Here is a 25,138-nt window from a genome sequence, read left to right as displayed (position 1 = left end):
ACGAGAAGGCTCCGGAGGCGCCCTTGCGGTTCGAACACGCGGGATCCGCACGGACCGGCCGGACCGGCAAAACGACCTCCACGGGCAGGTGGGCATGAGTCTCCCGCCGCCTTCCGTCTGCCGCGTCGAGGTGATGGTCCTGCTGCACCGCGACGACGGCCGCGTCCTCCTGCGGCGCCGGCCCAGGGACCTCTACGGCGACGGGCCGCTCGTCCCGCCCACCGGACACCTCGCCTCGGGCGAGAGCGTCGTGGACACGGCGCTGCGCGAGGTCGTCCACGGGACGGGTGCCCGGGTACGCCGGCAGGATCTGGAGTTCTGCCACCTCATCCACCACCGCTCACCCACCGGGCTCGGCCGACTGGGCGTGATCTTCACCGCGCAGCAGTGGTCGGGCCGGCCGCACGGTGCGGCGTCCGGGGAGGGCCCGGCGCTGGTGTGGGCCGACCCGGCGCGCCCGCCCGCGGACTGCCCGCCGTACGCCGCCACCGTGCTGTCCCGGCTCCCCTCCGGCGCACTGCTGTCCACCCACGGCTGGAACAAGGAAACCGGAGGCACGGTATGACGCGGCGGACCACCGGCACACCGACCGGGCACGGGGCGCCGCGGGGTTCGGCGTCGGAACAGCTGCTGTTCGGCGGGCCACTGCTGTACGACAACGGCTGGGCCAGGCACGAGACGGCCTACTTCGACATGTCGCTGTGGGCGATGGCGAGGACCCTGCCGCGCCTGGTGCGTTCGACCGTACGCCTGGCCTGGCGGGCCGACCGCCGCGCGCTGAAGGTCGTGGGCGCCTCCGAGCTGGCCCGGGGTGCGGGCCAGGCGGTGGGACTCGTCGCGGTCAACAGCGTCCTGACCGCCGTCCTCGCCGCCGGGGGCATCGAGCACCGCCTGCGCGCCGCCGTCCCCGCGCTGATCGTGGTCACGCTCGCCGGGATGGTCAGCGCGCTGGCGACGTCGGCCTCGACGTCGGGCACCGGCCGGCTGGAGCCGAAGGTCGAACGGGTGGCGACCGAGCTGTACCTGGAACGGGTGGTCCGGGTCGAGCTGTCGGCGATCGAGGACGCGGACTTCCACCGGCTGCTGGACTCGGCCCAGTACGGGGCGGCCGCGTCACGGCGCATGATCGGCTACTGCACCGGCGTCATCGGCTCCCTGGTGTCCTTCGCCGCCGCGGCCGGTGTGCTCACCGTCCTCCACCCGGTGCTGCTGCCGCTCCTCGCCCTGACGACCGTGCCCCGCTCCTGGGCCGCCCTGCGGAACTCCCGGACCCGCTACGCGAGTTATCTGCGCTGGGTGCAGCACTCGCGGGCCGGGAGACTGCTGAGCCAGACCCTGATGCGCACCGGGCCCGCTCCGGAGATCCGTGTCCACGGTGTCGGCCCGTTCCTCGTGGAGCACTTCCGCAGCATGTCGGAGGACTCCGAGGCCGAGCAGTCCCGGCTGGCCGACAGCGCCGCCCGCGTCCGCCTGATCGCCTCCGTCCTCACCGGGGCCGCCGTGGTCGTGACCTACCTCGCCCTGATGGGGCTGCTGGTGGCCGGGGTGATGGACCTGTCGGTCGCGGGCACGGCCGTCCTGGCCACCCGGACCGGCGGACAGAGCCTGGCCACCCTCGTCCTCCAGGTCAACAACCTCTACGAGGAGTCCTGCTACGTGATGGATCTCGAGCGCCTCTACGAGGAGTCGGCCGAGCGCGCCATCCCCGAGGGCGGGCTCCCCGTGCCTCGTACACCGTCCCTGATCCGCTTCGAGAACGTCACCTTCCACTACCCGGACGACGACGCCGCGGACGCCGGCACCCTGCGGGAGCCCGAGCGGCCGGCCCTCAAGGGCGTGTCCCTCGACATCCCGATGGGCAAGATCGTGGCCTTCGTCGGGGAGAACGGCTCCGGCAAGACGACCGTGTCCAAACTGCTGGCCGGTCTCTACCAGCCGGACGACGGTCACATCCTGTGGGACGGGGTGCCCGCCGGGGACCTGGACCGGGAGCAGTTGTTCTCCCGGATCGGGATGGTCAGCCAGGACTTCCACCGGTGGCCCTTCACCTGCCGCATGAACGTGGCCATCGGCCGCACCGACCGCCCCCTGGACGAGAAGGCACTGGAAGCGGCGGCCGCCGACGCGGGCGCCGACAAGGTCGTCGAGGAACTGCCGCGCGGCTGGGACACCCTCCTGTCCAAGGGCTACAAAGGCGGACACCAGATCTCCGGCGGCCAGTGGCAGCGCCTGGGCATCGCCCGCGCCCGCTACCGGGACGCGCGGATCCTCATCGTCGACGAGCCGACCTCGGCCCTGGACGCACGGGCCGAGCTGGAGGTCTTCGAGCAGATCCGCGAACTCGCCGACGGCGGCCGCACGGTCGTCCTGATCACCCACCGGCTCGCCTCCGTACGGCACGCCGACGTCATCCACGTCCTGCACCGAGGTGAATTGTGTGAGAGCGGCACCTTCGAGAGCCTGCTGAGCACCCAGGGGATGTTCCACGAGCTGTACGAGCTCCAGCGGCGCCAGTTCCAGGACGCCCCCGTGCCGGGGCCGCGCCGGCCCGGCGAGGTGAGGAAGAGCGGCGGGCAGCTCTGACCGGAGCCCTGGCGGGAGGCTCCCTGCGACGGCATCGAGCCTCCCGCCGCTACGGGAACGGGCGGTCCGTCGAGGTCACAGCCGCACCTGGACGACGCCGAAGCAGGCTCCGCTGGCCAGGCCGATCAGTCCCACCAGGTCCCCCGGCTCCACCCGCTCGGACTCCTGGGCCGCGACCAGTTGCAGGGGCAGGGAGGCGGCTCCGCAGTTGCCGTGCTCGGCCACGGTGGCCAGGCAGCGGTCGGCGGGCAGGCAGAGCTTGGCCGACGTGTCGAGGAACTGGGGCATCGATATCTGGTGGAAGGCGATGAACGCGCTCGCGCGGACCGCCTCCATCTCGCGGTGCGCGAAGACCTCCAGCGCGAGGGGCAGGACGTCGAACGCGTCGTGCAGCAGGCTGCCGTTGAGCCGGACGGTGGTGTGCTCGTCGTCGGTGGAGCGGCCGTGCAGCGAGCCGCCCCCGGCCAGGGTGCAGGCTTCCCAGGCCGTGGAGTCCCCGCCGAAGGCCAGGGAGAGCACGCCGGGGTCGCGTTCCCCCGCGGGGCCGGCGGTCAGGACGAGGGCGGCGCCGGCGTCGGAGACGGTGTAGCCGGGCATGGCCCGCAGGAGTGCCTCGTGGTCGGGCAGGCGCCAGCGGGTGGTTTCCGTGAGCGTCTCGCCACAGGCGATCAGCACGGTGCGGTACCGGCCCACGGCGATGAAGGCGCATGCCGTCTCCACCGCGTTGAGCACGCTGTTGCAGGCGTTCTTGATGTCGAACACCGGGCAGACGAGGCCGAGTTTGGCGGCCACGATGTGCGCGGTCGCCGGTTCGAGGAGGTCGTGGCTGGTGGCGGCGAACAGCAGCAGGTCGACGTCGTCGGTGCCGGCACCCGCCGCTTCCAGCGCCTTGGCGGCGGCCGCCACCGCGAGGTCGGACGCCTGGACGCCCTCGTCGCGCACATGGACCCCGCGCACTCCGGTGAGGTCTTCCAGCAGCCCGACGGGAGGGACGTAGGCCCCGCCCGAGGCCGCGATCCGCTCCCGGATGGCGGCCATGGTCCGGTAGCGGGGCGGCAGGTGGACCGCTGCCGCCGCCAGACGGGCACGCCGGGTGTCAGACACGGCATCACCGTAGCCATTCCAAAGGTCAATTCAAGCTTCAAGCAGGTCAGTTCACTATATAGAGCTACAATTCGAGTGATCAGTAAAGATGTTGGGCATTCCTCCCGTGCCCCATCGGAGCGGTGCGGATCCTGCGGGGGGAATGGTGCATGTCATGGGACAGCGTGACCGCGCGGTGGCTGTGGTGGGTGCGGGCCTGCGGCTGCCCGGTGGGATCACCGACCTGGCCGGGCTGTGGGCGGCCCTGACCGAGGGCCGCGACCTGGTCGGCGAGGTCCCGGCGGACCGCTTCGACAAGACCCGCTTCGTGGACCCGGGGACCGTGCGCGCCGGGCGGAGCTACACGGCCGCCGGCGGGTTCCTCGACGACGTGGCGCGCTTCGACCCGGGCTACTTCGGCATCGCGCCCAAAGAGGCCCTGTTCGTCGACCCGCAGCAGCGGCTGCTGCTGGAGATGGCGGCCGAGGCGCTGGACGACGCCGGGATCCCCGCCGAGTCCCTCGCCGGCTCGGACACCTGCGTCTACATCGGCGTCTCCGACCCGGCCTACGGCCAGTTCGTCATGCTCCAGGAGAACCACACCAGCCCCTACGCCATGAGCGGCGGCACCCTGTCGATCGCCGCGAACCGCCTGTCGTACTGCTTCGACCTGCGCGGGCCGAGCATGGCGGTCGACACCGCCTGCTCCTCGGCCCTGGTGGCCCTCGACCGGGCCTGCCGGACGCTGCTGGACGGCACCAGCCGCACCGCCCTGGCCGGCGGGGTCAACGTGCTGGTCGGGCCCTACGCCTTCGCCGGCTTCTCGCACGCGGGCATGCTGTCGCGGCGCGGCCGGTGCGCGGCCTTCTCCGCCGACGCCGACGGCTTCGTGCGCGCCGAGGGCGGGGGCGTCGTCGTCCTCAAGCCGCTGGCCGACGCGCTGGCCGACGGCGACCGGATCCACGCGGTGATCGCCGGCACGGGCACCAACTGCGACGGCCGCACCCAGGGCATGGCCCTGCCCAGTTCCCACGCCCAGGAGGCGCTGCTGCGCGCGGTGTACGAGAGGGCGGGGGTGGAGCCGGACGACCTGGTGTACTTCGAGGCGCACGGCACGGGCACCCCGGCCGGTGACCCGGCGGAGGCGGCCGCCATCGGGCGCGCCCTGGGGCGGCGGCGGACGCGGGGGCCGCTGCCCATCGGCTCGGTCAAGTCCAACGTGGGCCACCTGGAACCGGCCGCCGGGATGCCGGGCCTGCTCAAGGCGCTGCTGGTGCTGCGGCACGGTACGGCCCCGGCGACGCTGCACGCCCGTCCGCTGAACCCCGCCATCGACTTCGCGGGGCTCGGCCTCGCCCCCACCGTCGAGCCCATCGGGCTGGACGTGGGCGAGCGGGCCGCGGTGGGCGTCAACTCCTTCGGTTTCGGCGGGGCCAACGCCCACGCCGTGCTCACCCCGCCGCCCGCCCCGCCGGAGGGCCACCGGCCGCGCACCGGGGCCACCCTGCCGGTGGTGGTCTCGGCCCGTTCGGCCGCGGCGCTGCGGGAGCTGGCCGGGCGGATCTCGGCCCGGTTGCGCGAGGCCGCCCCCGAGGAGTTCTACGACCTGGCCCGCACCAGCACGCTGCGCCGCAGCGCGCACCCGCACCGCGCGGCCGTCCTCGCCGACGGGCCGGAGCGTGCGGCGGAGGAGTTCGGCCGGCTCCTCGCCGGGACGCCCGCCGCCGGGGCGCTGGCGCGTACGGCCGACCGCTCCACGGTGGCCTACGTCTTCTCCGGCAACGCCTCGCAATGGCCGGGCATGGCCGCGGATCTGCTGGCCGCCGACGCCGTCTTCCGGGCCGCCGTGGAGGAGGCGGACGCCGCCCTGGTCCCGCACCTGGGCTGGTCGGTGGCGCGGGAGCTGGCCGCGCCGGACCCGGCGGCCTGGCGGCGCACCGAGATCGCCCAGCCCGTCCTGTTCGCCGTGCAGACCGGCCTGGCCGCGCTGTTCGCCGCGCAGGGGCTGCGTCCCTCGGCGGTGACCGGGCACAGCGTCGGTGAGGTGGCCGCCGCCCATGTGGCCGGAGCGCTGACCCTGGACGACGCGGCCCGGGTGATCGCCGAACGAAGCCGCGCCCAGGGGGTGACGGCGGGGTCCGGCCGGATGGCGGCCGTCGGGCTGTCCGAGGCGGAGGCCCTCGGGGCGCTGGCCCGTTACGAGGGTGCGCTGGAGCTGGCCGGGATCAACAGCGACCGGGACGTCACCGTCGCGGGCGACCCGCGGGCCCTGGCCGCCCTGGGCGCCGAACTGGGCGCCCGGGACGTCTTCTTCCGCGAGCTGGACCTCGACCACGCCTTCCACAGCCGGGCCATGGACCCGATCGCGGACCCGCTGCGTGCCGCGCTGGCCGGGCTGGCCCCGGCCGCGGCCCGGGTGCCGTTCGTCTCGACCGTCACCGGCACCCCGCTGCCGGGGGACGCGCTGACCGCCGGCTACTGGTGGCGCAACGTACGCGAGCCGGTCCGCTTCGCCGCGGCCGTCGCCCACGTCGTCGCGGAACACGCGGGCATCCTCCTGGAGATCGGCCCGCACCCGGTGCTCCGGCCCTATCTGCGGCGCGCCGGCGCCGCCTACGTCCCCACCCTGCGCCGGGCCGGCGACGGGCCGCGGGAAGTGGCCGCGGCCGTCGCCGAGCTGATCGCCACGGGTGCGGCCGTGGACTGGCCGGCGCACTTCCCCGTCCCGGGCCGGGTGGCCGACCTGCCGGCCTACCCGTGGCAGCGCGAGCGGTACTGGCACGGGGCCCCGCAGGACATGGTCGTGCGCACCAGCGGCACCGGCCGGCTCGACCATCCGCTGCTGGGCGAGCGGCTCCCGGCCCCCCACGCGCTGTGGGAGAGCGCCGTCGAGCCGCAGCTGACGCCCTGGCTGGGCGACCACCGGATCGCGCGGACGGTGCTGATGCCGGCCGCCGGGTACCTGGAGATGGCCCTGTCGGCCGGGCGACTGGCGCTGGGCCGCCCGGCGGAGGTGCGGCATCTTCAGATCTTCCGGCCACTGGCCCTGGGCTGGCCCGACCCGGAGGGCGTGCGCCTCCAGACGGCCGTGACCCCGGCCGACGGCGCGCTGACCATCAGCAGCGGCCAGGGCCGCGGCGACGCGTGCGAGCCGGTCGTACGGGCCGAGGTCCGCACCCTGCTCGGGGCGGCCCCCGCACCGCTGGACCCGGAGGCGCTGCGCGCGCGGTGCCCCCGTACGGTCGCCGCCGCGGACTTCTACCGCACCTGCCACCGCGTCGGCCTCGGTGTCGGACCGGCGTTCCAGCTGCTGGGCGAGGTGCACGTGGGCGAGGGCGAGCTGCTGGCCTCCTACCGGCACGAGGAGCCCGGCGCCCCGTACACCGTCCACCCCGTGGTGCTGGACGGCCCGCTCCAGGCCACGGTCGCGCTGGTCGAGGAGTGGATGGACAGCGGCCGGGCCTACCTGCCCTCGGTGTTCGGCGCGGTGCGGGTCTGGCGCACCCCCGCGCCGACGGGCTTCGCGCACCTGCGCCAACGCGCCCGCACCGAGAACGAGTTCTGCTGGGACATCACCTACGCCGACGAGGACGGCACCGTCACGGCACAGATCGAGGGCTGCCGCACCCGCCGGATGGACAACACCGACCACACACCGGTGACCGTCCAGCGCACCGTCCTGCGCGCCGCACCGCTCCCCCTGTCGCCCGCCGCCCCCTCCCCGCTGCCGCCGCCCGCCGCTCTGCTGGCGGCCGTCGAGGACCGCGTCTCCGCCGCGCGTGCGGCGCTGCGCGAGAGCGGCCACGACCGCTGCGCCGCCGCGACCGAGGAGGCCGGGGCCCACTGCTGGGCGGCCGCCCTCGCCGGGCTGCTCACCGACCCGGCCGCCACCTTCACCCCGGGCGAGCTCGTCGCCGGGGGGCTGCGGCCCCAGCACCGGCGGCTGGTCCGCCTGATGCTCCCGCTCGTGGCGCGCCACGGGCTGGCCGAGCCCGTGGACGGCGGCCGGTGGCGGCTCACCCGCACCGTGCCGCGCCCGGGCGAGCTGCTGCGGAGGCTGGTGGAGGACCACCCGGCCTGCGCCGCCGAAACCGTCCTGGTCAACCGGCAGCTGCGCCACCTGCCCGAAGTGCTGCGCGGCACCACCGCGGCGGCGGAACTCCTGCCTCCCGGGGACCCCATGGTCGAGCAGCTCCACGCGACCGCGCCCGCCCGCCGCTTCACCCACCGCGTCGCCATGGCGCTCGTGGCCGAGACCGTCCGGCGGTGGCCCGGGGACCGCCCGCTGCGGGTGCTGGAGGCCGGCGTCGGCACCCATGCCCTCACCGCGGCCCTGCTGCCCCTGCTCCCGGCCGACCGCACCCGTTTCACCTGCACCGATGCCACGGCGGCCGGTTTCGCCCGGGCCGGGCACCGCTTCGCCGCCCATGACTTCGTCGACCACCGCGTCCTCGCCCTGGACAGCGACCCGCTCTCCCAGGGCTTCCCCGACGGCGGCTTCGACCTGGTCGTCGCCGGGGACGCGCTGCACACCGCCACCGATCTGACGGCCACGCTGGGGCACGTCCGCAGCCTCCTCTCCCCCGGTGGTCTGCTGCTCGCCACCGAGCCGCACGACACCTGGCGTACGGCCCTCGTCCTCGGGGCGGCCGAGGCGTTCTGGCAGCGCGGCGACCACGCGCTGCGCCCGGAGAACCGGCTGCTCGCCCGGGAGAGGTGGCTGCCGCTGCTGGCCACGTGCGGCTTCACGGGCGCGGTCCGTACGGGTGTCGAGGACCGCTCCGTCCTGCTGGCGTCCGCCGACCGTCCGCCGGCGGACGGACCCGCGCCACCCGCGCCGGATCCGGGCGCCGCCTGGCTCGTCGCGACCGAGGGCCGCGACGAGGTCCCCCTCGCCCGGGCACTGGCCGAGCTGCTCGGCGACGCCCCTGTCGTCGCCGCCCCCGAGGACCCGGCCGCCTGGGACGCCGCCCTGCCCTCCGGGGATGCCGCGCCCGGCGTCGTCCTGTTGCTCTCCACGGACGCCTCCGCGGAGGCGGTCGCCCTGACGACCCGTCGCGCCGCCGTCCTTCGCGCGCTGAGCGCCGCCCGCTCCGGGGAGATCGGCGGGGTGTGGCTGGTCACCCGTCCCAGCGGGCTGTTCCCCGCGCCCGAGCGCCCCGCCCACCCGGCCGATGCCGCGGTGTGGGGCGCCGCCCGTGTCCTGGCCAACGAGCGCCCCGGCCTGTCCCTGCGCCGGATCTCCCTGGACCGCTCCGGCGCCCCTGCCGCGGACGCCCGCCGGCTGGCCCACGAGCTGCTCGCGCCGGGCGACGAGGACGAGATCGTCCTCACCCGGGGCGGCCGCTTCGTCCCCCGCCAGCTCCAGCGCCCGGCCGACCGTCCGGACGCCGTTCCCGGCCCCGCCTCGTACGTCCTGGAGGTGCGCGACCCCGGGCTCTCCCGCCGGCTCGTCTGGCGCCGGACCGCCTTGCCGCGGCCGGGCCCCGGCCAGATCCTCGTCGAGGTCCGGGCCGTCGGCCTCAACTACCGCGACCCGATGCGGGCCAACGGGCTGCTGCCGCCCGAGGCCGTCGAAGGCACCCCGCTCAGCCGCGGGCTGGGCACCGACTGCGCGGGCGTCGTCCGCGCCACGGGACCCGGGGTCACCACGCTCACGCCGGGTGACCGGGTGCTCGGGCCGATGCCCGCGTCACTGGCCTCGCACACCGTCACGCCGGCCGCCACGTCACTGCGCCTCCCGGACGGCATGAGCTACGCCGAGGCCGCGACCTTCCCGGTGGCGTTCCTGACCGTCCACCACACCCTCGCCGAGCAGGCCCGGACCTTCCCCGGAGAGACGGTCCTGGTGCACGGCAGTGCCGGGGCGGTGGGCCTGGCCGTCCTCCAGAGCGCCCGGCTTCTGGGCCTCCACGTCATCGCCACCGCGGGCACCGAGGCCAAGCGCGATCTGCTGCGCACCCTCGGCGCGGCCCACGTACTGGACTCGCGCAGCCTGGACTTCGTCCCACGGGTGCGGGAGCTGACCGGGGGCCGGGGCGTCGACATCGTCGTCAACTCCCTCAGCGGGGAGGCCATCGCGCACGGACTCGGCCTGTTGCGCCCCAACGGCCGCTTCATCGAGCTCGGCAAACGCGACATCTTCCTCAACAATCCGCTTCTGCTGCGCCCCTTCCACCACAGCCTCACCTTTCTCGGCTTCAACCTCGACAGTGTCATGTTCGACCCTCTGCGGTGCCCGCCCCTGCTGCGGGAGGTCGCGGACCGGATCGTCCGCGGCACCTACCGCCCGCTCCTCCACACCGTCCACCCCGCCGCCCGCGTGGACGAGGCGTTCCGGCTGCTCCAGCACTCGCAGCACACCGGCAAGGTGGTCGTCGCCTTCGACCCGCTGGACGAGCCCGTGCCCGTCGAGCCCGCCCTCGCCGTCCCCCTCCTGGACCCGGACGGCACCTACCTCGTCACCGGCGGGCTCGGCGGCTTCGGCGCCGCCACGGCCGGGTGGCTCGCCGACCGGGGCGCCCGGCACCTCGCGCTGGTCTCCCGGCGCGGGGCGGACGCGCCGGAGGCGGCCGAGACCCTCGCCCGGCTGGCCGAGCGCGGCGCCGATGCCACCGCCTACGCCGCCGACGTCACCGACGGGACGGCCATGCGGCGCGTCGTCGAGGCCGTCGACGCCACCGGGCACCGCCTGCGCGGCATCGTCCACTGCGCCATGCACCTCGACGACGCCCTGCTGGCCGACCTCTCCGACGAACGGTTCGCCGCCGTCCTCTCCCCCAAGATCGCCGGAGCGGACGTCCTGGAGCGCCTCACCGCCGACCGCGGTCCGGACGTCGGCCTGTTCCTGCTGTACTCCTCGGTCGTCGCGAGCATCGGCAACCCCGGACAGGCCCCTTACGCCGCCGCGAACGCCTACCTGGAGGCCCTGGCCCGCGCCCGCCGCCACGCCGGCCGCCCGGGCACCGCGATCGCCTGGGGCCCGATCTCCGGAACGGGGTACGTCGCCCGCAACGACCTGGGCGCCTCCATGGCCCACCTCGGCTTCGAACCCCTGGCTCCCACCGAGGCGTTCGCCGCCGCGGACCACCTCGTCGCCACGGGCACCGACGTCTCCGGCGTCGGCCGCTACCGCTGGGGCCGCGCCCGCCGTGCCCTCCCGGCCCTTGCGGCGCCGCGCTACGCCGCCCTCGTCCCGGCCGGTGCCGCGGAATCGGACGACTCGCGCGAAGAGTTCCTGCGCCACCTGGCCACGCTGTCCCCCGAGGATGCCGTGCACGCCGTCACGGAGGCCCTGACCCGCGTCTTCGCCACCGTCCTGCGCGCCGACCCGGCGGAGCTGGACGCGGACCGCCGGCTGGAGGAGTTCGGCCTGGACTCCCTGATGAGCACCGAATTCCTCCTGCGCACCCGCGAACATTTCGGCGTCCAGCTGTCCCCCACCGAACTCATCGGCGGCCCCCGCACGCTGGCGCAGTTCGCACGGCTGGTCCACGAGCGGCTGGGGGCGACCGGTACAGCGGACTGACCCTGGGCCTATGGCCGGGCGCGGAGGGGGAGTTGACGGCGTGCGTATGGTGGAGGGGAAACGCATCAACGCCCGCCCCGGGCTGTGAGCCGGGCGGGCCGGACGGGGGAAGAAAGGTGCGTGCCCGATGTCGATCGGGCTCCTCTCCACGATCGCCGCCGTGTTCTACGGGAGCACGGTCTCGGTCCTCGCTCTCACCGCGACCTTCGCCCGGCGCGGCGCGCTGCGGCGTGAGGCGCGCAGCACTCTTGCCGTTCTGGTGCCGGGGAGGGCGGATCCGCCGACCGGCAGCCAATAGGGCATCTGCTCACCTGTCGCGCATGCGGCGTGGGTCACGTCGGCGAGCCGCCCGCCCCCCGACCCCGCGTCTCTGTCGCCGGGGACGGGGCGGCCGCACGGTGCCGCCCGGTTCCCAGCGGACAGGAACATCGCGGACTATTTGCCGCGCACCTTGCGGCCCTTCGGCGGCTCGCATTCCTTCGCGGCCGCGATGAAGGGCTTGAGCGCGTCATGGAGCTTATTCAGCGAATCGGGCCCGAGCTCGATCTGGTAATACTGGACAGACGGGATCAATCTGGGCTCGAATTCGCTGCTTCCGTCCTCGTCATTCTTCGCGGCCCCGACGCGCACCTCCATACCCGGGACCGCGAACGTGTGCAGATGGACGTCCCCGGTCACGGTCGGGTCGAGATCGTCGTAAGCTTCGACCTTGACCCATGCGTCCTGGGTGATGGACTGGTCCCCTACCGTCAATGTTCTGCCTCCCTTCCGCACACCCGGCTCACCTTGCCGCGATTCGTCTACCTCAATAAACCTGGTGCCCATCAGCGCCCCTTCTCAAGAAGGACCAAAGCCTAACCGCTGCTGGGGAGTTGCACTCAATCGGGACGAGGCCGGGAGCGACGCGACGAACGGCCGGGCCCGCCTGCCGGCCGGCCGCATTCCCGGGTGCTCAGCAGTAGAGGCTGCCGCCCGGAGCCGCACCCAGCATCTGGGCGAATCGCTGGTAGCTGTTCACCCGGCTCTGCACCTGGGCGGGGTTGCGCCCGTCGCACTCCGCGGCGCCGTTGATGCTGCGGATGGTCTCCCCGAATCCACGGCTGTTGACCATCGCGTCGTGCGGCGTCATGGTGCCGGGACCGCGCTGGGTGTTCCAGTACCACAGGGCGGTTTTCCAGGAGACGGCCGCGTCGGTCTGGACGAGCGACGGGTTGTTCAGCAGGTTGATTCCGAGGGCGTCGCCCGCGGCCTTGTAGTTGAAGTTCCAGCTGAGCTGGAGCGGACCTCGGCCGTAATAGGCGGACTGGCCGGCCGGGCAGCCGTAGGGCTGGTTCCGGTCGCAGTAGTGGGGATAGTTCGCCGTGTTCTGCTCCACGATGTGGACCAGGCCCCCGGTCTCGTGGTCGACGTTGGCCAGGAAGGCCGCGGCCTCCTGCCGCTTGACCTGGTCACTGCCGGTGCCGGCGAATCCCGGGTACGCGGCCAGCGCCGCGATCAGCCCGTTGTACGTGTAGAAGGAGTTCCGCCCCGGGAACATCTGCTGGAACTGGGCCTCCGTCACGGGGAACTTCCCGGTCCCCGGGTTCCCGCCGCCCTGACAGGTGTACGGATCCCAGTACCACGTGCTGATGAGCGGGTCGTAGCCGGGATTGTCGTGCTCGGCGACGTAGTACTTACCGTCCGTGTACCGGACGACCGTGCCCGCCGGATACCAGGTTCCGGCCGTCCAGTTGGAAGCGTTGTCGCACGGGCCGGCGGCACTCGCCGTGCCGGTCGGTACGAGGAGGGCCGTACCGACCAGAGCCAGTACGGCCAGCAGCAAGGTGACGAAGCGGTTTCTTTTCACGGCGGCTCCTGTGGGGTCGGATCGCTGAGGTGACACTCGCTCGCTGAAAGCACGACGGGGCCGGCGGAAGACGCCTGCGGCCGTCGCTCTTGCGCAGTGAATAACTCTTCAACTTCGTTGTCAACGACATGTGTCATGGGCGGCCGAACCAGGCGCATTTGCCAACCGATTCCGGACAACTGTCGCGGCGAGGACTTGCGTCGATGTCCTCCCGCATGGCACTCATGGACCGAAAGCCGGACGCGTGCCGAAGAATTGCCGCCGTCCTTCGACTTCCTGACCGGCGAGCCGCGACGGCTCCCTGATGCCGGTTTCCGGGGCGCTCACTCCACTGGGTCCGTGGAGTACATCCGCCCGCCCACCACCCCTGAATGAGGAGAGACCAATGCGTGGAATCAGAGCTGTGCGCTCCGCGGCTGTCGTCCTGGCCGCCGCGGCCACCGGAATTGCCGTCGCCGCCGGACCGGCGGCCGCCGACGTTCCGATCGGCCAGCCGATGAACGGAAAGATGACCTACTACACCGACAAGGGATACGGCGCCTGCGGAACGGCCATCGACGCGGACTCCCAGGACCTGGTCGCGGTCTCGCCCTCGTGGTGGACCTCCGCCAATCCCAACAACGACCCTCTTTGCAAGGGCATATCAATCGAGGTCAGCTACAACGGCAAGACCATCAGGGTGCCGGTCAGGGACAAGTGCCTCTCCTGCGACCGCACCCACATCGACCTCGGCCGGCCGGCCTTCCAGAAACTGGCACCGCTCGACAGGGGCGTGGTCAACGGCATCACCTGGAAGTTCGTGCGCTGAGCCCCGGGTCCGTCGAGCCCCGGGCTCGCGCACCCGAACGCCGCTCGCGCCGAGAACACCGCTTATCCGTTGATTCCGCGTTCATCACCTCTTGACTGGACGCATCTACGGTCGCGTCATGAATGCCACCCTATTCCGCAACTCCCCCAGAAGGGGGCAAACACCACATAGATCCCGTGCAGGGCTCGTCGCCGTGCTCATGGCCGCCGTACTGCTGACCGGCGGGACGGAGGCGTCCGCCTTCGCCGCGCCGGCCGTCACGAAGCCGGCCCCGGCGACGGGCCTACGCATGGGTACCGACGGCCAGGACATGCCCGTGAGGCCGCTCCCCGAACGTACGGCCAAAGCGCTGCGGAACAGCGGGCCGAGCCCGCGCGTGGCAGCCGCGGCAGGGCCTGTCGACGCCCTTCAGGCGCTCGTCGACATCATCGGCTACCTGATCAAGCTCTTCGACAACCACAAGGCCAAGGACCAGGGCGCCTTCGTCCAGGGCATGATCAATGACTCGTGCGCGATGGTCCAGGGCCACTACAACGTACTGATGGTCAAGGAGGACGCCTCCTACGAACCCCGCTTCAACGGGGTGCGCTGGGAGGGCCGGCTGCACTACAACGCGTCCGGCTCCGCCACGTATCACTACTGGATCTTCGAATCCGGCACCTTCCGTCTGAAGAGCGACGGCGGATGGCGCAACTGGGGCTTCTGCGGGCACTACAACAGTGACGCCTCCGGCGTCACCTTCCAGCAGGAGCCCGGGAACAGCGTGAAGAAGCTGGACCAGCAGAGCAAGTGCGTCGACGTGCAGTCCAGCTCCACCAACAACGGCACCCCGATCCAGATGCACGACTGCAACGCCACCAACGCCCAGTGGTGGTACCGGGACGGAGCCGCGCTCAAGGTCGCCGGACTCGGCAACAAGTGCCTGGACGCGGGCGGAGGCGGCTGGACCGACAAGGTACAGCTGTGGGACTGCAACGGGACCGCGCCCCAGCAGTGGGACTACGTCGGCAACGGCTCCCTGCGCAACCGCAAATGGAACTACTGCCTGGACATCCCCAACGGGGACACCGCCAACGGCACCCGGCTCCAGCTGTGGCAGTGCAACGACACTTCCTCCCAGCAGTTCACCCTGCCTTAGCCGAAGACGAGACGAAGATGACGATCACAGCAGTCCGGCCCGCCGCGCGCTTCGCGCTGCTCGCCTGCACGACACTCGCCCTCGGCTTCGGCGGTGCCCTCCCGGCGCAGGCCGCGCCCGCCGGCCCGACGACCGCGACGCGCGCCGCCGCCGCGGACGACGAGGTGAACATCACCCAGGGGCAGCCCGGCTGGGGGCTCGACCAACGGCTGCGCGACCTCCACCAGCAGAACAGATCCAAGAGCCGGGGCGACTACGTCGGGAGTCTGATCAACGGCCTGGGCCCGGCCCTGAACGGCCACTACAACCTGCTCGTGACGGTCTCCGACGCCCGCTTCACACACGACCTCACCGGGTTCAAGTTCCGGGCACTGGTACGGAAGTCGAACGGCGTCTACTACAACGTCTGGGTATTCGACTCGGGCACCTTCCGGCTCCAGAGCGACGGCGGCTGGGCCAACTGGGGTCTCTACGGCCGCTGGGATCAGTCGGACGGAAACCTCACCTTCCACCGGGCGTCCGGCGGTGAGATCCGGGGCAAGGACGGCAAGTGCCTGGACATCGCCCATTCCCGGGCGGAGAACGGCACGGCCGTCCAGACCTACGACTGCAACAACAGCAACGCCCAGTGGTGGCGCCACGAAGGCTCGGCGCTGCGCGCCGGTGACCTGGGCAACTGGTGCCTGGACGCGGCGGGCGCGGCCACCGGCGCCCAGGCCCAGCTCTGGGCGTGCAACGGCACGCCGCCTCAGCAGTGGGCCTACGAGCAGGGTCAGCTGCGGAACGCCCAGTGGGGATACTGCCTGGACGTGCCCAACGGCAATACGGCCAACGGAAGCCGGCTCCAGATGTACCAGTGCAACGGGACCGACTCCCAGCGGTTCACGATCCCCGGGGACTGACCGCCCCGCCGGTGCCGGACCTGACCACGGGACCGCACGCGAACCTGCTGACCGAGTACTCGGTCAGCAGGCGCCGGTCCAGGCGGTGAGTGCGCCGGCCCTGTCGGCGTGGAGATCGCGGGGATCGGTCGCGCGGGTGGCCCAGGCGATGTGCCCGTCGGGCCGGATGAGGATCTCGCTCACGTCCGTCAGGTCCGGGTGGTCGCCGTGCCCCTGCGCGTCGACGCCGCGGGCACGGGCGGACGAGGCCGGGGTGGCGGCGGTGTGCGGGGGCTGCCCGCCGCCCAGGCCGAGCAGCACGAATCTGCCGTCGCGCAGCAACTCGTGGACCCGGGTCGGGCCCGCCGCCGTGGTGAGGCCGATGTCGGGCATGCGCCGGCCGCTGAGCGGATCGGCGTCCGGGGCGGTGGGGGGATAGACGGTGTCGAGGGCCGAGATGCGGCCGGCCAGGTGCCGGTTGACGTCCTCGATGTCCAGGAGCGTGTCGAGGAGCTCGCACAGGTGCCTCGCGGGGTCCGCGTACTGCTCGGTGAGGGGAAGTTCGACCAACAGGGTCTGGGCGCGGGTGCCGGTGGTGACGGCGTGTCCGACCGGGTGACGCTCGGCGTGGTAGGTGTCCAGCAGGCCGGGTGGTGCCCAGCCGCGAACCGTGGCGGCGAGTTTCCAGCCGAGGTTCATGGCGTCCTGGAGTCCGGTGTTCAGCCCCTGGGCGCCGACCGGGAAATGGATGTGCGCGGCGTCGCCGGCCAGCAGGACACGGCCGCTCCGGTACCGGGCGGCGAGGCGGGTGGTGTTGCCGAAGCGCGACAACCACCGCGGGTCGCCGATGCCGCAGTCGCTTCCGCACACGCGCACCAGTGAGGAGCGGAACTCCTCCGGCGTCACCGGCTCGGTGGAGGGCACCCGGATCCGGCGCGGGTCCATGACCACGTACCGGGTCAGCCCGGCCTCCAGGCGGGAGACGAGCACGCCGTTCCGCCGGGCCCGCTCATTGTGCGCGTGGTCGGCGACGGCGAAGTCCCCGACCACCGCGGTCATCGTCTCCCGCGTCCCCGGGAAGCCGATTCCGGCCGCCTGCCGGACGAAGCTGCGCCCGCCGTCGCAGCCGACCACGTACGCGGAACGGATCACGACGGGTCCGCCCGGGCCGGACACCTCGGTCTCGACTCCCCCGGCGTACTGCCGGAGGGCGACGGCCTCGTGTCCGCGACGGATCTCCACGCCCAGCTCCCGGGCCCTTTCGGCCAGCAGTGCCTCGGTCCGGGCCTGCGCGAGAAGCAGGGCGTAGGGGTGCCGGGTGTCGAGCGCGGTGAAGTCGAGCGGCCTCTTGAGACTGACGGCGAACTGCCAGCCCGGCACCGTACGGCCCGCGGCCAGGAAACGGCCGGCCAGCCCGCGCATGTCCATCAGCTCGATGCTGCGGGGGTGGAGGTTGAGCGCCCGTGACTCCCGGTGCGGCTTCGGGCGCTTGTCGATCACCAGGGTCCGTACGCTCGCGAGGGCCAGTTCGCACGCCAGCAGCAGCCCCGTCGGGCCGGCGCCCACGACGAGGACGCCGGTGTCCATGTCCGAGCCGGGGAACGTCACGCCCCCACCTTTCGGGGCGGGCCTCTCTCCGTCAAGGCGCCCTGCGGAAAGGGGAGTTCCCCGGATTGGCCGGGCGTGGGCTAGGCGGCGCCGCCGTGGCGTACTGGAATGTCGGAGGTCCGGCGGAAAGCCGTGGGAGGAGTCCGCTTGTGATCCACATGACCGAGACCCTGGCCGTGCAGACTGTCGAAGGGTTCCTCACGCCCGACGAGACCACCGAGCTCACCAAGGTGCTGGACGAGCACCTGGCGGCCACCGGCTGGGTTCCCGCGCGCCCCAGCCAGGGACTCACCCCGCCCGAGGCCGCGCAGGCCGTGATGGACGCCGGCCTGAAGCGCGCCCTGCCCGCCATCCGCCGGGCGTTCCCCTCCGCCACGGGCGTCGAACCGTGGCTGTACCACGACCTCAAGCCCGGTGACGAGATCCGTCCGCACGTCCACGGCGTGGGCGACCCGCGGGCCCGGCCGCAGCGGATCGCCCGGGTCGGCTTCGATCTCCAGGACGCCCGGCGTGGCGGTGAGTTCTACCTCGACACCTGCTCCGCCGACGCCCTCTGGAGTGACGTCACCGCGACGGGCAGCGACTACGCGCCCGGGACACGGTTCGTCCACGAGATCACCGCCCGCACCGGCCCGGTGAGACTGGCCGACACCCCGCACACCCGTTGGACGTGCGGCCCACCGCCCGGAACGACCGTCATCTACGGCATCCAGCTCGTCCACGGGGTCCGGCGGGTCGAGGAGGGCAGGGTACGCAAGCTCATCACCACTCTCCTGGCGTGAGCCCGCGCGGCATGGCGCGCGAGGGTCACGACGGCGTCCGGTTGCCCTGCCGGAGACCTCGCAGGCCCCGGTCCAGCTGAACGGCCGCCTCGTCGGCGGCGCTGTTCAGCAGTGTGCCGGGAGGCAGGGCCCGCAGCCAGGCGCGCGCCGCGTCTCCGAGGCGTTCGGGGACCTTGAGCACCGGCCGGTGGAACCCACGGACGCACGGCCCGGGGTTGAGCGGGCTGCCCGGGAAACACAGCAGTTCGGTGCCGTGCGGCGCGGGCGGCAGCGCCGCCCCGTTGGGCACCGGCAGTTCGAGCGCGACCCGGTCGGCCCTGGGGTCGCGAGGGGTCCGGCCGAGGGCGGCCCGCGCGTACGCCTCGTGCGGGTCACAGCCCGTACTCGCCCAGCTCATGTTGGACACGCCGCTGAGACGGCCGTTCACTTCGATCACCTTCAGCCGGCCGTCGTCCGTGACAGCGAAGTCGATCTGCCAGGGCCCCCAGGGCCCGAAGGCCTCCGTCATGTCGGCGACCGTCGCGGCCAGCTCACCCCGTGCACGGACGGGCAGCGCCGCGGGGGCGACCCTCACCCGTCGGCCCGGGTCGCAGTCACTGCCGAGACGGCCCAGGGAAGCCACCGGCCACGCCACCGTGGAGGACGGACCGGACAGGAACTCGACCGCGAACTCCTCCCCCACGACGGCCTCCTGGACCAGCACCGGATACGTCACCTCGGCGCCCGCCCGGCCGAGACCCGCCCCGTCCTCCGCGTAGTGGCGCCCCGAGCCGAACTCACTCCGTGCCTCCTTGACCAGGACAGGGAAGCCGAGCTCCTCCGCGGCCGCCTGCGATGCCCCGGCTTCCTCGCACACCACACCCCGGGGCACAGGCCATCCCCGCTCCCCCGCGAGCCGGTGCAGCGCCGCCTTGTCACTGGCCAGCCGCGCGAACGCCGCCGCGTGCACGGGCATACGACATCCCGTCCCCCGCACCCGCGGGGCGGCGTGCGCGTAGACGGGCAGGAACTGTTCCTGCCCGTGGCACCCCATGTTGGGCAAGGCGACATCGGCCCGGCAGGCGTCCAGCAGCCGCAGCAATTCATGCCCGTCCAAGACGGAGGGCAGCTCGGCGCACGTCACCTCGGGGCCGAGGAACGGGGCGGGATCGGCGCACCCCAGCACGGTGACCTCCGCACCACCGCGGCTGAGCGGCGCCACCACCCGGTCCGCACGAAACTCCCCCAGGACCACTACGCGCACCATCCACACCACCCCATCGGTATGCCGGACACCGCCTCGGCAGGCTCACGCATCCAGCTTCCTCCATCACCACGCCCTTGGGTCTGTCCCCCGGGGGCTCAACGTTCCACCCAGCGCGGTGTGTACGTGCGATCCCGGAGCGGGCTCCAGGTTCCAGCGGGTGGCAAGGGTGGCCAGGGCGAGGACGGTTTCGACGGTGACGCCGCCTTGACGTTCCTCGGCCGGGCAGCGCTGTCCTCGCCAGGTCACGGAGTGGTGAACAGAAGGGCGGTGTTGTGGCCGCCGAAGCCGTACGAGCAGCTGATGGCCGCGGACATGGTCGCCTTCCGGATGCCGTGGGCGACGATGTCGAGTTCGCGGTCGTTTCCCTGGTGCGTGAAGTTGGCGGTGGGCGGGATGGCCTGGTGGCGCAGCGCCAGGACGGTGTACGCGGCCTCCACGGCGCCGGCGGCTCCCAGCGTATGCCCGATCACGCTCTTGGGCCGCGGTGACCGGTGGCGGGCGGCCGGCGAAGGCTTCGTTGAGGGCAGCGGCCTCCGCGGCGTCGTTGAGCCGGGTGGATGTGCCGTGCGCGTTGATGTGCCCGATGTCCTGGGGTGCGCAGCCGGCGTCCCGGAGTGCGGAGTGCAGCGCCCGGACGATGCCGGAGCCGTCCGGGCGGGGGACGAGGGGATGGTGGGCGTCGGTGGACATGCCACAGCCGCGCAGCAGTGCCAGGGGGCGCCTGCCGCGGTCGTTCGCGCACGGCCCTGACCCGCGCGTTCTTCCGTGCGGCCGGACAGGACGCGCGATCGGGGAACGCGAGATGCACGGAACCGGCCTGCCCAGGGTCGGCCTTTCATCGTGGCGGGAGGCTCCCCGGGCCCGCCCCTCCGGCCGACCACGATGTGGTACCCGATCTCTCCCCTGCACCGTCGCGGGGCCGCTCGCGCGGCGTGGCGCCGGCTGGTCCATACGGTGCGGTCCCCGGGTGAGGGCGTGTCGTTGCCACGTCCGGCGCGTTGCCCCCAACGGACACCCGATCCCGGCCCTCGCCGGCCGCTGTTCGCTTCGGAGCCTTTTGTGAAGATCCCTCTCGCACGTCTCGCCGCTCTCGTGGCCTTGCCGCTGGCGGTGGTGGTGCCCGCGTCGGTGTCCGCGCAGGAGGCCGACCCGGTCCTGCCGCCTCTGCAACTGCGTGGCGGTACCCCGTTCGCGTACTGCCTGACCGATACCGCGGCCGAAGCCCTGCGCGGAGCCGGTTTCACCTTCGATGCGGTGGCCCCCGCCACCCTGGGGACCGAGAACGGCCACCAGTGCATGAAGGCGACCTTGGAAAACGGCCAGATCAACACCGATCTGACGGGCCTGACCGGGTCGGCGAAGGGCGGCTTCGCTCTCCGGAAGGGCGGCAAACGAGCCGAGTTCGCGGCCCTTCAGCTCCGCATGAAGCTCGACCGGACCGGGACGATCACCGCCGAACACCTCGGCAAGAGGATCGACACCCTCACCACCTCCGGCGAGGGGATCAAGACGTCCCTGACCCGGGTCAGCGCGGAGAACACCCCGGTGAACCTGGCACCGGCCGCCGCGGACGCGCTCACCGCCGAATTCGGCACCAGCCCCCTCTCCGCCGGCCAACAGCTCTTCTCCGGCACAGCCGGCTTCGACGTCCTCCAAGGCGTCACAGGCCTCCCCACCGGTAAGTAGTGCCGCCACCCCGACGCCTCCGGCATACCCGGGCGTGACGGCGGATCCGTCCGACCCCGCTCACACGGGCCGCAGCAGCACCCCACTGTCGAGCTCTCCGGCCACTCCTTGCCGGGCTTCGCTCGGAACAGGTCGACGTGGGAGAGGCCGACCAGCCAGGAGCCGGGCAACTTCGCCTTGAACGCCCGCCCCTTGACTCGGCCGGCGCCCCGATTCCAGCCACGCTGCCATGCGCGTCGGCGGCGAAGGTCATGTCGGACGTCGGCGCCGACCAGGTCAGGTGCCGCGAACCACACGCCGGGAACAGGGGAGCGCTGCCGCGCCACATCTCCTGCCGGGCCGGACCGGATACACGGCCAGTTACCGCCCCATGTGACAGGCTGGCCGATTCTCAAGCCATGATGTTGCCGGGACGTTAACACAGGGACAGGATCACTGATCGTATCGACCTGATCACTGATCCAGGAGCCGAGAAGTGATACGCCGAACCGCTCTCCGAACCCTCACCACCGTCGCGGTGACCGCGGCCCTCGCCCTGCCCCTCGCCCAGGGGGCCCGAGCAGCCACCCCGGACCCGCCCGCCCCGGCGACCGCTGCCACCGCTGCCACGATCAACGCGGGCGACGACAACCCCTTCCGCTGGATGGAACTGGACGGCCTGCGGGCCGACTTCCGGTTCATGTGTCCCGCGGGCCACTGCGTGGGCTTCTGGTCCCTGGTCCTGACGGACGACGTCGCGCAGCAGAAGTTCAGGGGCGGCGAATTCTTCGTCTACGCCCCGGCCACCGGTGAGTTCAGCTTCTTCCTCGACACGGACATCGCCGTGCGCACGGTCGTTCACCCCGGCCAGGTCCGCCTGGTCGACACCGACTTCATGCGCTCCCACCCGCGCGTCGAGGTCCGCTACGGCGACCCCGACCGCCCGGACCGGGCCCGCGTCGTCGCCTCGGCGACGACCCTGATGTAGCGGGCCGGCGGCCCCGCCCGACCCGGCGGCAGAGGCGTTCCCCGCCCGCCCGGCGGCCACCACGGCCATGGCCGGTGACGACCGCACCGCCGTCACCGTCCCGCATTCACCGCATCTTCTTCCGCCTCGCGACAGCGGCCTTCCTGCCGCCGGCGCGGCGCCGCAGGACGGCGCGGCCAACGCCGTGAACGGCACCGCCTCACAACAACCCCCTTCAACGCGTCGTGCTCTCGCATGCCCTCGTTCGACGAGGCTTCACCACAAGGGAGTTAGTGATTTCCATGTACAAACGTCCGAGATTTCTCACCTTCGCCGCCGCGGGTGCGGTCATATGCACCGCTGGATTCACACCGTCGGTCAGCCAGGCCGCCGGCGGCGGCGACGTGGTGACTAAGGGGTCCTACGCCGAAACCCACGGCCTGACCGCGGATGACATCAAGAACATCAACGCGCTGAACGAAAGGGCCATGGCTGTCGGTCAGCCCGACAAGCCTCCGACGGAAACACCTCCGAGCGCCGGCCCGCCCTCCCGGACCCCTGACTCGGACGACGACAGGGAAACCCCTCCCGCCGAGCCGCTCGACAGGATGCCTGACGCGTACCGGGCCTACGGAGGCAGGGCCACCACGGTCGTCAACAACTACATACGCAAGTGGCAGCAGGTCTACAGTCACCGCGACGGCAAGAAACAGCAAATGACCGAAGAGCAGCGGGAAATGCTGTCCTACGGCTGCGTCGGCGTCACCTGGGTGAATTCGGGACTCTACCCGACGAACAGATTGGCGTTCGCGTCCTTCGACGAGAACAAGTACAAGAACGATCTGACGAACACCAGCCCCCGGCCCGGTGAAACGCGGGCGGAGTTCGAGGGTCGCATCGCCAAGGGCAGCTTCGACGAGAGGAAGGGCTTCAAGCGGGCGCGTGATGTGGCGTCCGTCATGAACAAGGCCCTGGAGAACGCCCACGACGAGGGAACCTACATCAGCAACCTCAAGGCAGACCTCACGAACAAGAATGACGCCCTGCTTCACGAGGACAGCCGCTCGAACTTCTACTCGGCGCTGAGGAACACACCGTCCTTCAGGGAAAGGGACGGAGGCAACTACGACCCGTCCAAGATGAAGGCGGTGATCTACTCGAAGCACTTCTGGAGCGGACAGGACCAGCGGGGCTCCTCCGACAAGAGAAAGTACGGCGACGCGGAAGCCTTCCGCCCCGACCAGGGTACCGGCCTGGTCGACATGTCCAGGGACAGAAACATTCCGCGCAGTCCGACCAGTCCTGGCGAAGGCTGGGTCAACTTCGACTACGGCTGGTTCGGGGCTCAGACAGAAGCCGATGCCGACAAGACCACCTGGACCCATGGCGACCACTATCACGCACCCAATAGCGACCTGGGTCCCATGCACGTACACGAGAGCAAGTTCCGGAACTGGTCCGCCGGGTACGCTGACTTCGACCGTGGGGCCTACGTGATCACGTTCATACCCAAGAGCTGGAACACCGCCCCCGGCAAGGTGGAGCAAGGCTGGCCGTAAACTCCGGCTGGAGGTGGGGAACAGCTCCATACCCAGAGAGCCTTCACCTCCGAGCGATCGCCCCCTTTGCCGGGCGTACCAGCAGCGAATCCCCGGTGGGCGAAGCCGGGGATTCGCCGCGCCGAGCGGGGGTTCGCCGTGCCGAGCGGTGGTTCGCCGTCTGACGCACTCGCCCATGTATCGGTACGGCGCGTTCGAGGGGCCGCGACTACGGGTTCCCTCTTCTCGCTCACGCCCAGCCACGCGACCCGACGGCTCGGAGCCCAGCGGTGGCCCGCGCCCAAGTCCCACCCGGCCTCGGCGACGGCGTCGTCCTCGTCGAAGGCGACCTCGCCCCGCTCCAGGGCGGGGACCACAGCCTCATGCGGGCTCGGGCCAGGTCGCAGAAGGCGAATGGCTCAGCAATCTCGGTTGAGATCGGCCCGGCTATCAGAGACATTACGTCGTTGGGCCGAGGGCATGGCGAAGACCCGGGTCGACTTCCGCTCGGGCCCCGCCCGCCCCTTCGCCTGGATCACCGCACATTGACTGAACAGGAGCCACCCGTGGCTGACACTCGGCAGACCACCCCCGACGCTCGTGTCGAGGATCGAACCAGGCAGGGCGATCCGGATCGGTCCGCGGCCTTCGACGACGCGGCGATACGCCAGGCGCGCAACTCCGCCGCGTTCTGGGCCGCGACCGCAGACTCCCGCGGCCACGAGGTGATCCGCCGGCGCGGCTTCCTCGCCGTGCTCGGCGGCGAGCGTGCCGGGACACGTGTCCTGCTTCAGGAACCCGACCCCGCCGCGCACGAGCTCGCCGAGCTGACCGAGCTGGCCGGCCGGTCGACCGGACCGGTGGATGTCGAGGATCCCTTCAGTTCCACCGACCTGAGTCACCTGGGCATGCGCAACTGGCAGATGCCGATCATGGTGCGCCCGCCCGGCCCTGTCCCCGCACCCGCGATGGAGGTGATCCGGGCCCGGCGGACGCACGAGCTGCGGACCGCCGAGCAGATCGTGATCGAGGGCTTCGAGCTGACCAGGTTCACCCCCTACCGTCCCGGCGAGATGTTCCCCACGACACTGACCGAGCAGCCGGGCGTGGACGTCTTTCTCGCCGTCCTCGACGGCGAGGCGGTCGGAGCCGGTGTCACCGCCGTCCACGACGGGGTCGGCAGCCACTACTGGGTCGGCACGTCATCGGCACACCGCTCCCGCGGCGCCGGGCGGGCGGTCATGCTCGGCTCGCTCGCGCCCATGGCGGACCTTCCGGTGACACTCACCGCCTCACGGCTCGGACAGCCGCTGTACGAGTCGCTGGGCTTCACCGCCGTCACCTCGTCGACCTGGTGGTCTTCACAGTGACCACCGCCGAGGCGTGACTTGGCGCCCGCTCGCGGCGGCCTGCGCTCCGGTCGCTCGCCGCCGCGACAACGGGTAACCGCACTGACATCCGGGCG

At 72.1% G+C, this 25,138-nt stretch carries 18 protein-coding genes and 1 pseudogene; 12 read left to right on the top strand and 7 right to left on the bottom strand.

The genetic code is table 11. From position 1 onward, the window contains the following. Positions 1-94 precede the first annotated feature (94 nt). Together SMD11_RS30485 and SMD11_RS30480 are read left to right on the top strand one after the other, a co-directional pair. Positions 95-565, top strand: a complete 471-nt coding sequence (locus SMD11_RS30485) for an NUDIX domain-containing protein (protein WP_087929507.1) — start codon at positions 95-97, stop codon at positions 563-565. Beyond that, positions 562-2,583, top strand: coding sequence for an ABC transporter ATP-binding protein (locus SMD11_RS30480; RefSeq protein ID WP_087929506.1), 2,022 nt, complete (start codon positions 562-564; stop codon positions 2,581-2,583). The genes SMD11_RS30485 and SMD11_RS30480 overlap by 4 nt, the downstream gene beginning before the upstream one ends. A 75-nt stretch (positions 2,584-2,658) precedes the next feature. On the opposite strand, the gene SMD11_RS30475 is transcribed toward SMD11_RS30480, so the two are convergent. After that, entirely contained in the window at positions 2,659-3,687 is a 1,029-nt protein-coding gene (locus tag SMD11_RS30475; RefSeq protein ID WP_087929505.1) for a 3-oxoacyl-ACP synthase III family protein, read from the bottom strand. 154 nt (positions 3,688-3,841) lie between these two features. Here SMD11_RS30475 and SMD11_RS30470 point away from each other — a divergent pair, with 154 nt between their 5' ends. Both SMD11_RS30470 and SMD11_RS36025 read left to right on the top strand, forming a co-directional pair. Continuing rightward, positions 3,842-11,194, top strand: a complete 7,353-nt coding sequence (locus SMD11_RS30470; RefSeq protein WP_087929504.1) for a type I polyketide synthase — start codon at positions 3,842-3,844, stop codon at positions 11,192-11,194. Between the two features lie 127 nt (positions 11,195-11,321). Next, complete coding sequence (locus tag SMD11_RS36025) at positions 11,322-11,492, top strand: hypothetical protein (protein WP_199843989.1); 171 nt, start codon at positions 11,322-11,324, stop codon at positions 11,490-11,492. Between the two features lie 137 nt (positions 11,493-11,629). Here the strand turns inward: SMD11_RS36025 and SMD11_RS30465 are convergent, their stop codons facing one another. Further along, entirely contained in the window at positions 11,630-12,019 is a 390-nt protein-coding gene (locus SMD11_RS30465; protein ID WP_159395405.1) for a hypothetical protein, read from the bottom strand. A gap of 127 nt (positions 12,020-12,146) precedes the next feature. Beyond that, on the bottom strand, positions 12,147-13,040 hold the full coding sequence (locus SMD11_RS30460) for a glycoside hydrolase family 19 protein (RefSeq protein ID WP_199843988.1): 894 nt from the start codon (positions 13,038-13,040) through the stop codon (positions 12,147-12,149). A 385-nt stretch (positions 13,041-13,425) separates the two neighbouring features. Between SMD11_RS30460 and SMD11_RS30455 the strand changes: the two genes are divergently transcribed. The 3 genes from SMD11_RS30455 (at position 13,426) to SMD11_RS30445 (ending at position 15,888) form a co-directional block, all read left to right on the top strand. Continuing rightward, positions 13,426-13,848 carry a cysteine/serine endopeptidase inhibitor gene (locus tag SMD11_RS30455; protein ID WP_087929502.1) on the top strand — a complete coding sequence of 141 codons (423 nt, stop codon included), beginning with the start codon at positions 13,426-13,428 and terminating at the stop codon, positions 13,846-13,848. A 199-nt stretch (positions 13,849-14,047) separates the two neighbouring features. Continuing rightward, entirely contained in the window at positions 14,048-14,986 is a 939-nt protein-coding gene (locus SMD11_RS30450) for a ricin-type beta-trefoil lectin domain protein (protein WP_234366233.1), read from the top strand. Between the two features lie 17 nt (positions 14,987-15,003). Further along, a complete protein-coding gene (locus SMD11_RS30445) occupies positions 15,004-15,888 on the top strand; it encodes a ricin-type beta-trefoil lectin domain protein (protein ID WP_159395403.1) in 885 nt (294 codons plus the stop codon). 63 nt (positions 15,889-15,951) lie between these two features. Here SMD11_RS30445 and SMD11_RS30440 read toward each other — a convergent pair whose 3' ends face one another. Next, positions 15,952-17,454 carry an FAD-dependent monooxygenase gene (locus SMD11_RS30440; protein WP_087930821.1) on the bottom strand — a complete coding sequence of 501 codons (1,503 nt, stop codon included), beginning with the start codon at positions 17,452-17,454 and terminating at the stop codon, positions 15,952-15,954. Between the two features lie 170 nt (positions 17,455-17,624). On the opposite strand from SMD11_RS30440, the gene SMD11_RS30435 reads away from it, so the two are divergent. Further along, complete coding sequence (locus tag SMD11_RS30435; protein ID WP_087929499.1) at positions 17,625-18,257, top strand: hypothetical protein; 633 nt, start codon at positions 17,625-17,627, stop codon at positions 18,255-18,257. Positions 18,258-18,282: 25 nt separating this feature from the next. Here the strand turns inward: SMD11_RS30435 and SMD11_RS30430 are convergent, their stop codons facing one another. From SMD11_RS30430 to SMD11_RS36915, 3 genes and pseudogenes are all read right to left on the bottom strand, one after another. Further along, positions 18,283-19,503 (bottom strand): ATP-grasp domain-containing protein, encoded by a 1,221-nt coding sequence (locus SMD11_RS30430; RefSeq protein WP_159395402.1) that lies wholly within the window; start codon positions 19,501-19,503, stop codon positions 18,283-18,285. 242 nt (positions 19,504-19,745) lie between these two features. Further along, a complete protein-coding gene (locus tag SMD11_RS36920) occupies positions 19,746-19,973 on the bottom strand; it encodes a hypothetical protein (RefSeq protein WP_267896872.1) in 228 nt (75 codons plus the stop codon). 85 nt (positions 19,974-20,058) lie between these two features. Then, a pseudogene (locus SMD11_RS36915) lies at positions 20,059-20,193 on the bottom strand (3-oxoacyl-ACP synthase); the annotation flags it as partial. Positions 20,194-20,562: 369 nt separating this feature from the next. On the opposite strand from SMD11_RS36915, the gene SMD11_RS30420 reads away from it, so the two are divergent. From SMD11_RS30420 to SMD11_RS30405, 4 genes are all read left to right on the top strand, one after another. Then, a complete protein-coding gene (locus SMD11_RS30420) occupies positions 20,563-21,189 on the top strand; it encodes a hypothetical protein (protein ID WP_087929497.1) in 627 nt (208 codons plus the stop codon). 475 nt (positions 21,190-21,664) lie between these two features. Next, positions 21,665-22,156 carry a hypothetical protein gene (locus SMD11_RS30415; RefSeq protein WP_087929496.1) on the top strand — a complete coding sequence of 164 codons (492 nt, stop codon included), beginning with the start codon at positions 21,665-21,667 and terminating at the stop codon, positions 22,154-22,156. 281 nt (positions 22,157-22,437) lie between these two features. Then, positions 22,438-23,694, top strand: coding sequence for a protein-glutamine gamma-glutamyltransferase (locus tag SMD11_RS30410; RefSeq protein ID WP_087929495.1), 1,257 nt, complete (start codon positions 22,438-22,440; stop codon positions 23,692-23,694). Positions 23,695-24,239: 545 nt separating this feature from the next. Beyond that, complete coding sequence (locus SMD11_RS30405; protein WP_234366232.1) at positions 24,240-25,043, top strand: GNAT family N-acetyltransferase; 804 nt, start codon at positions 24,240-24,242, stop codon at positions 25,041-25,043. The last annotated feature ends 95 nt before the right edge of the window (positions 25,044-25,138 follow it).

This window comes from Streptomyces albireticuli, assembly GCF_002192455.1.
In the GTDB taxonomy this organism is placed as follows: domain Bacteria; phylum Actinomycetota; class Actinomycetes; order Streptomycetales; family Streptomycetaceae; genus Streptomyces; species Streptomyces albireticuli_B.
This window is presented reverse-complemented; position numbering and strand designations above follow the sequence as displayed.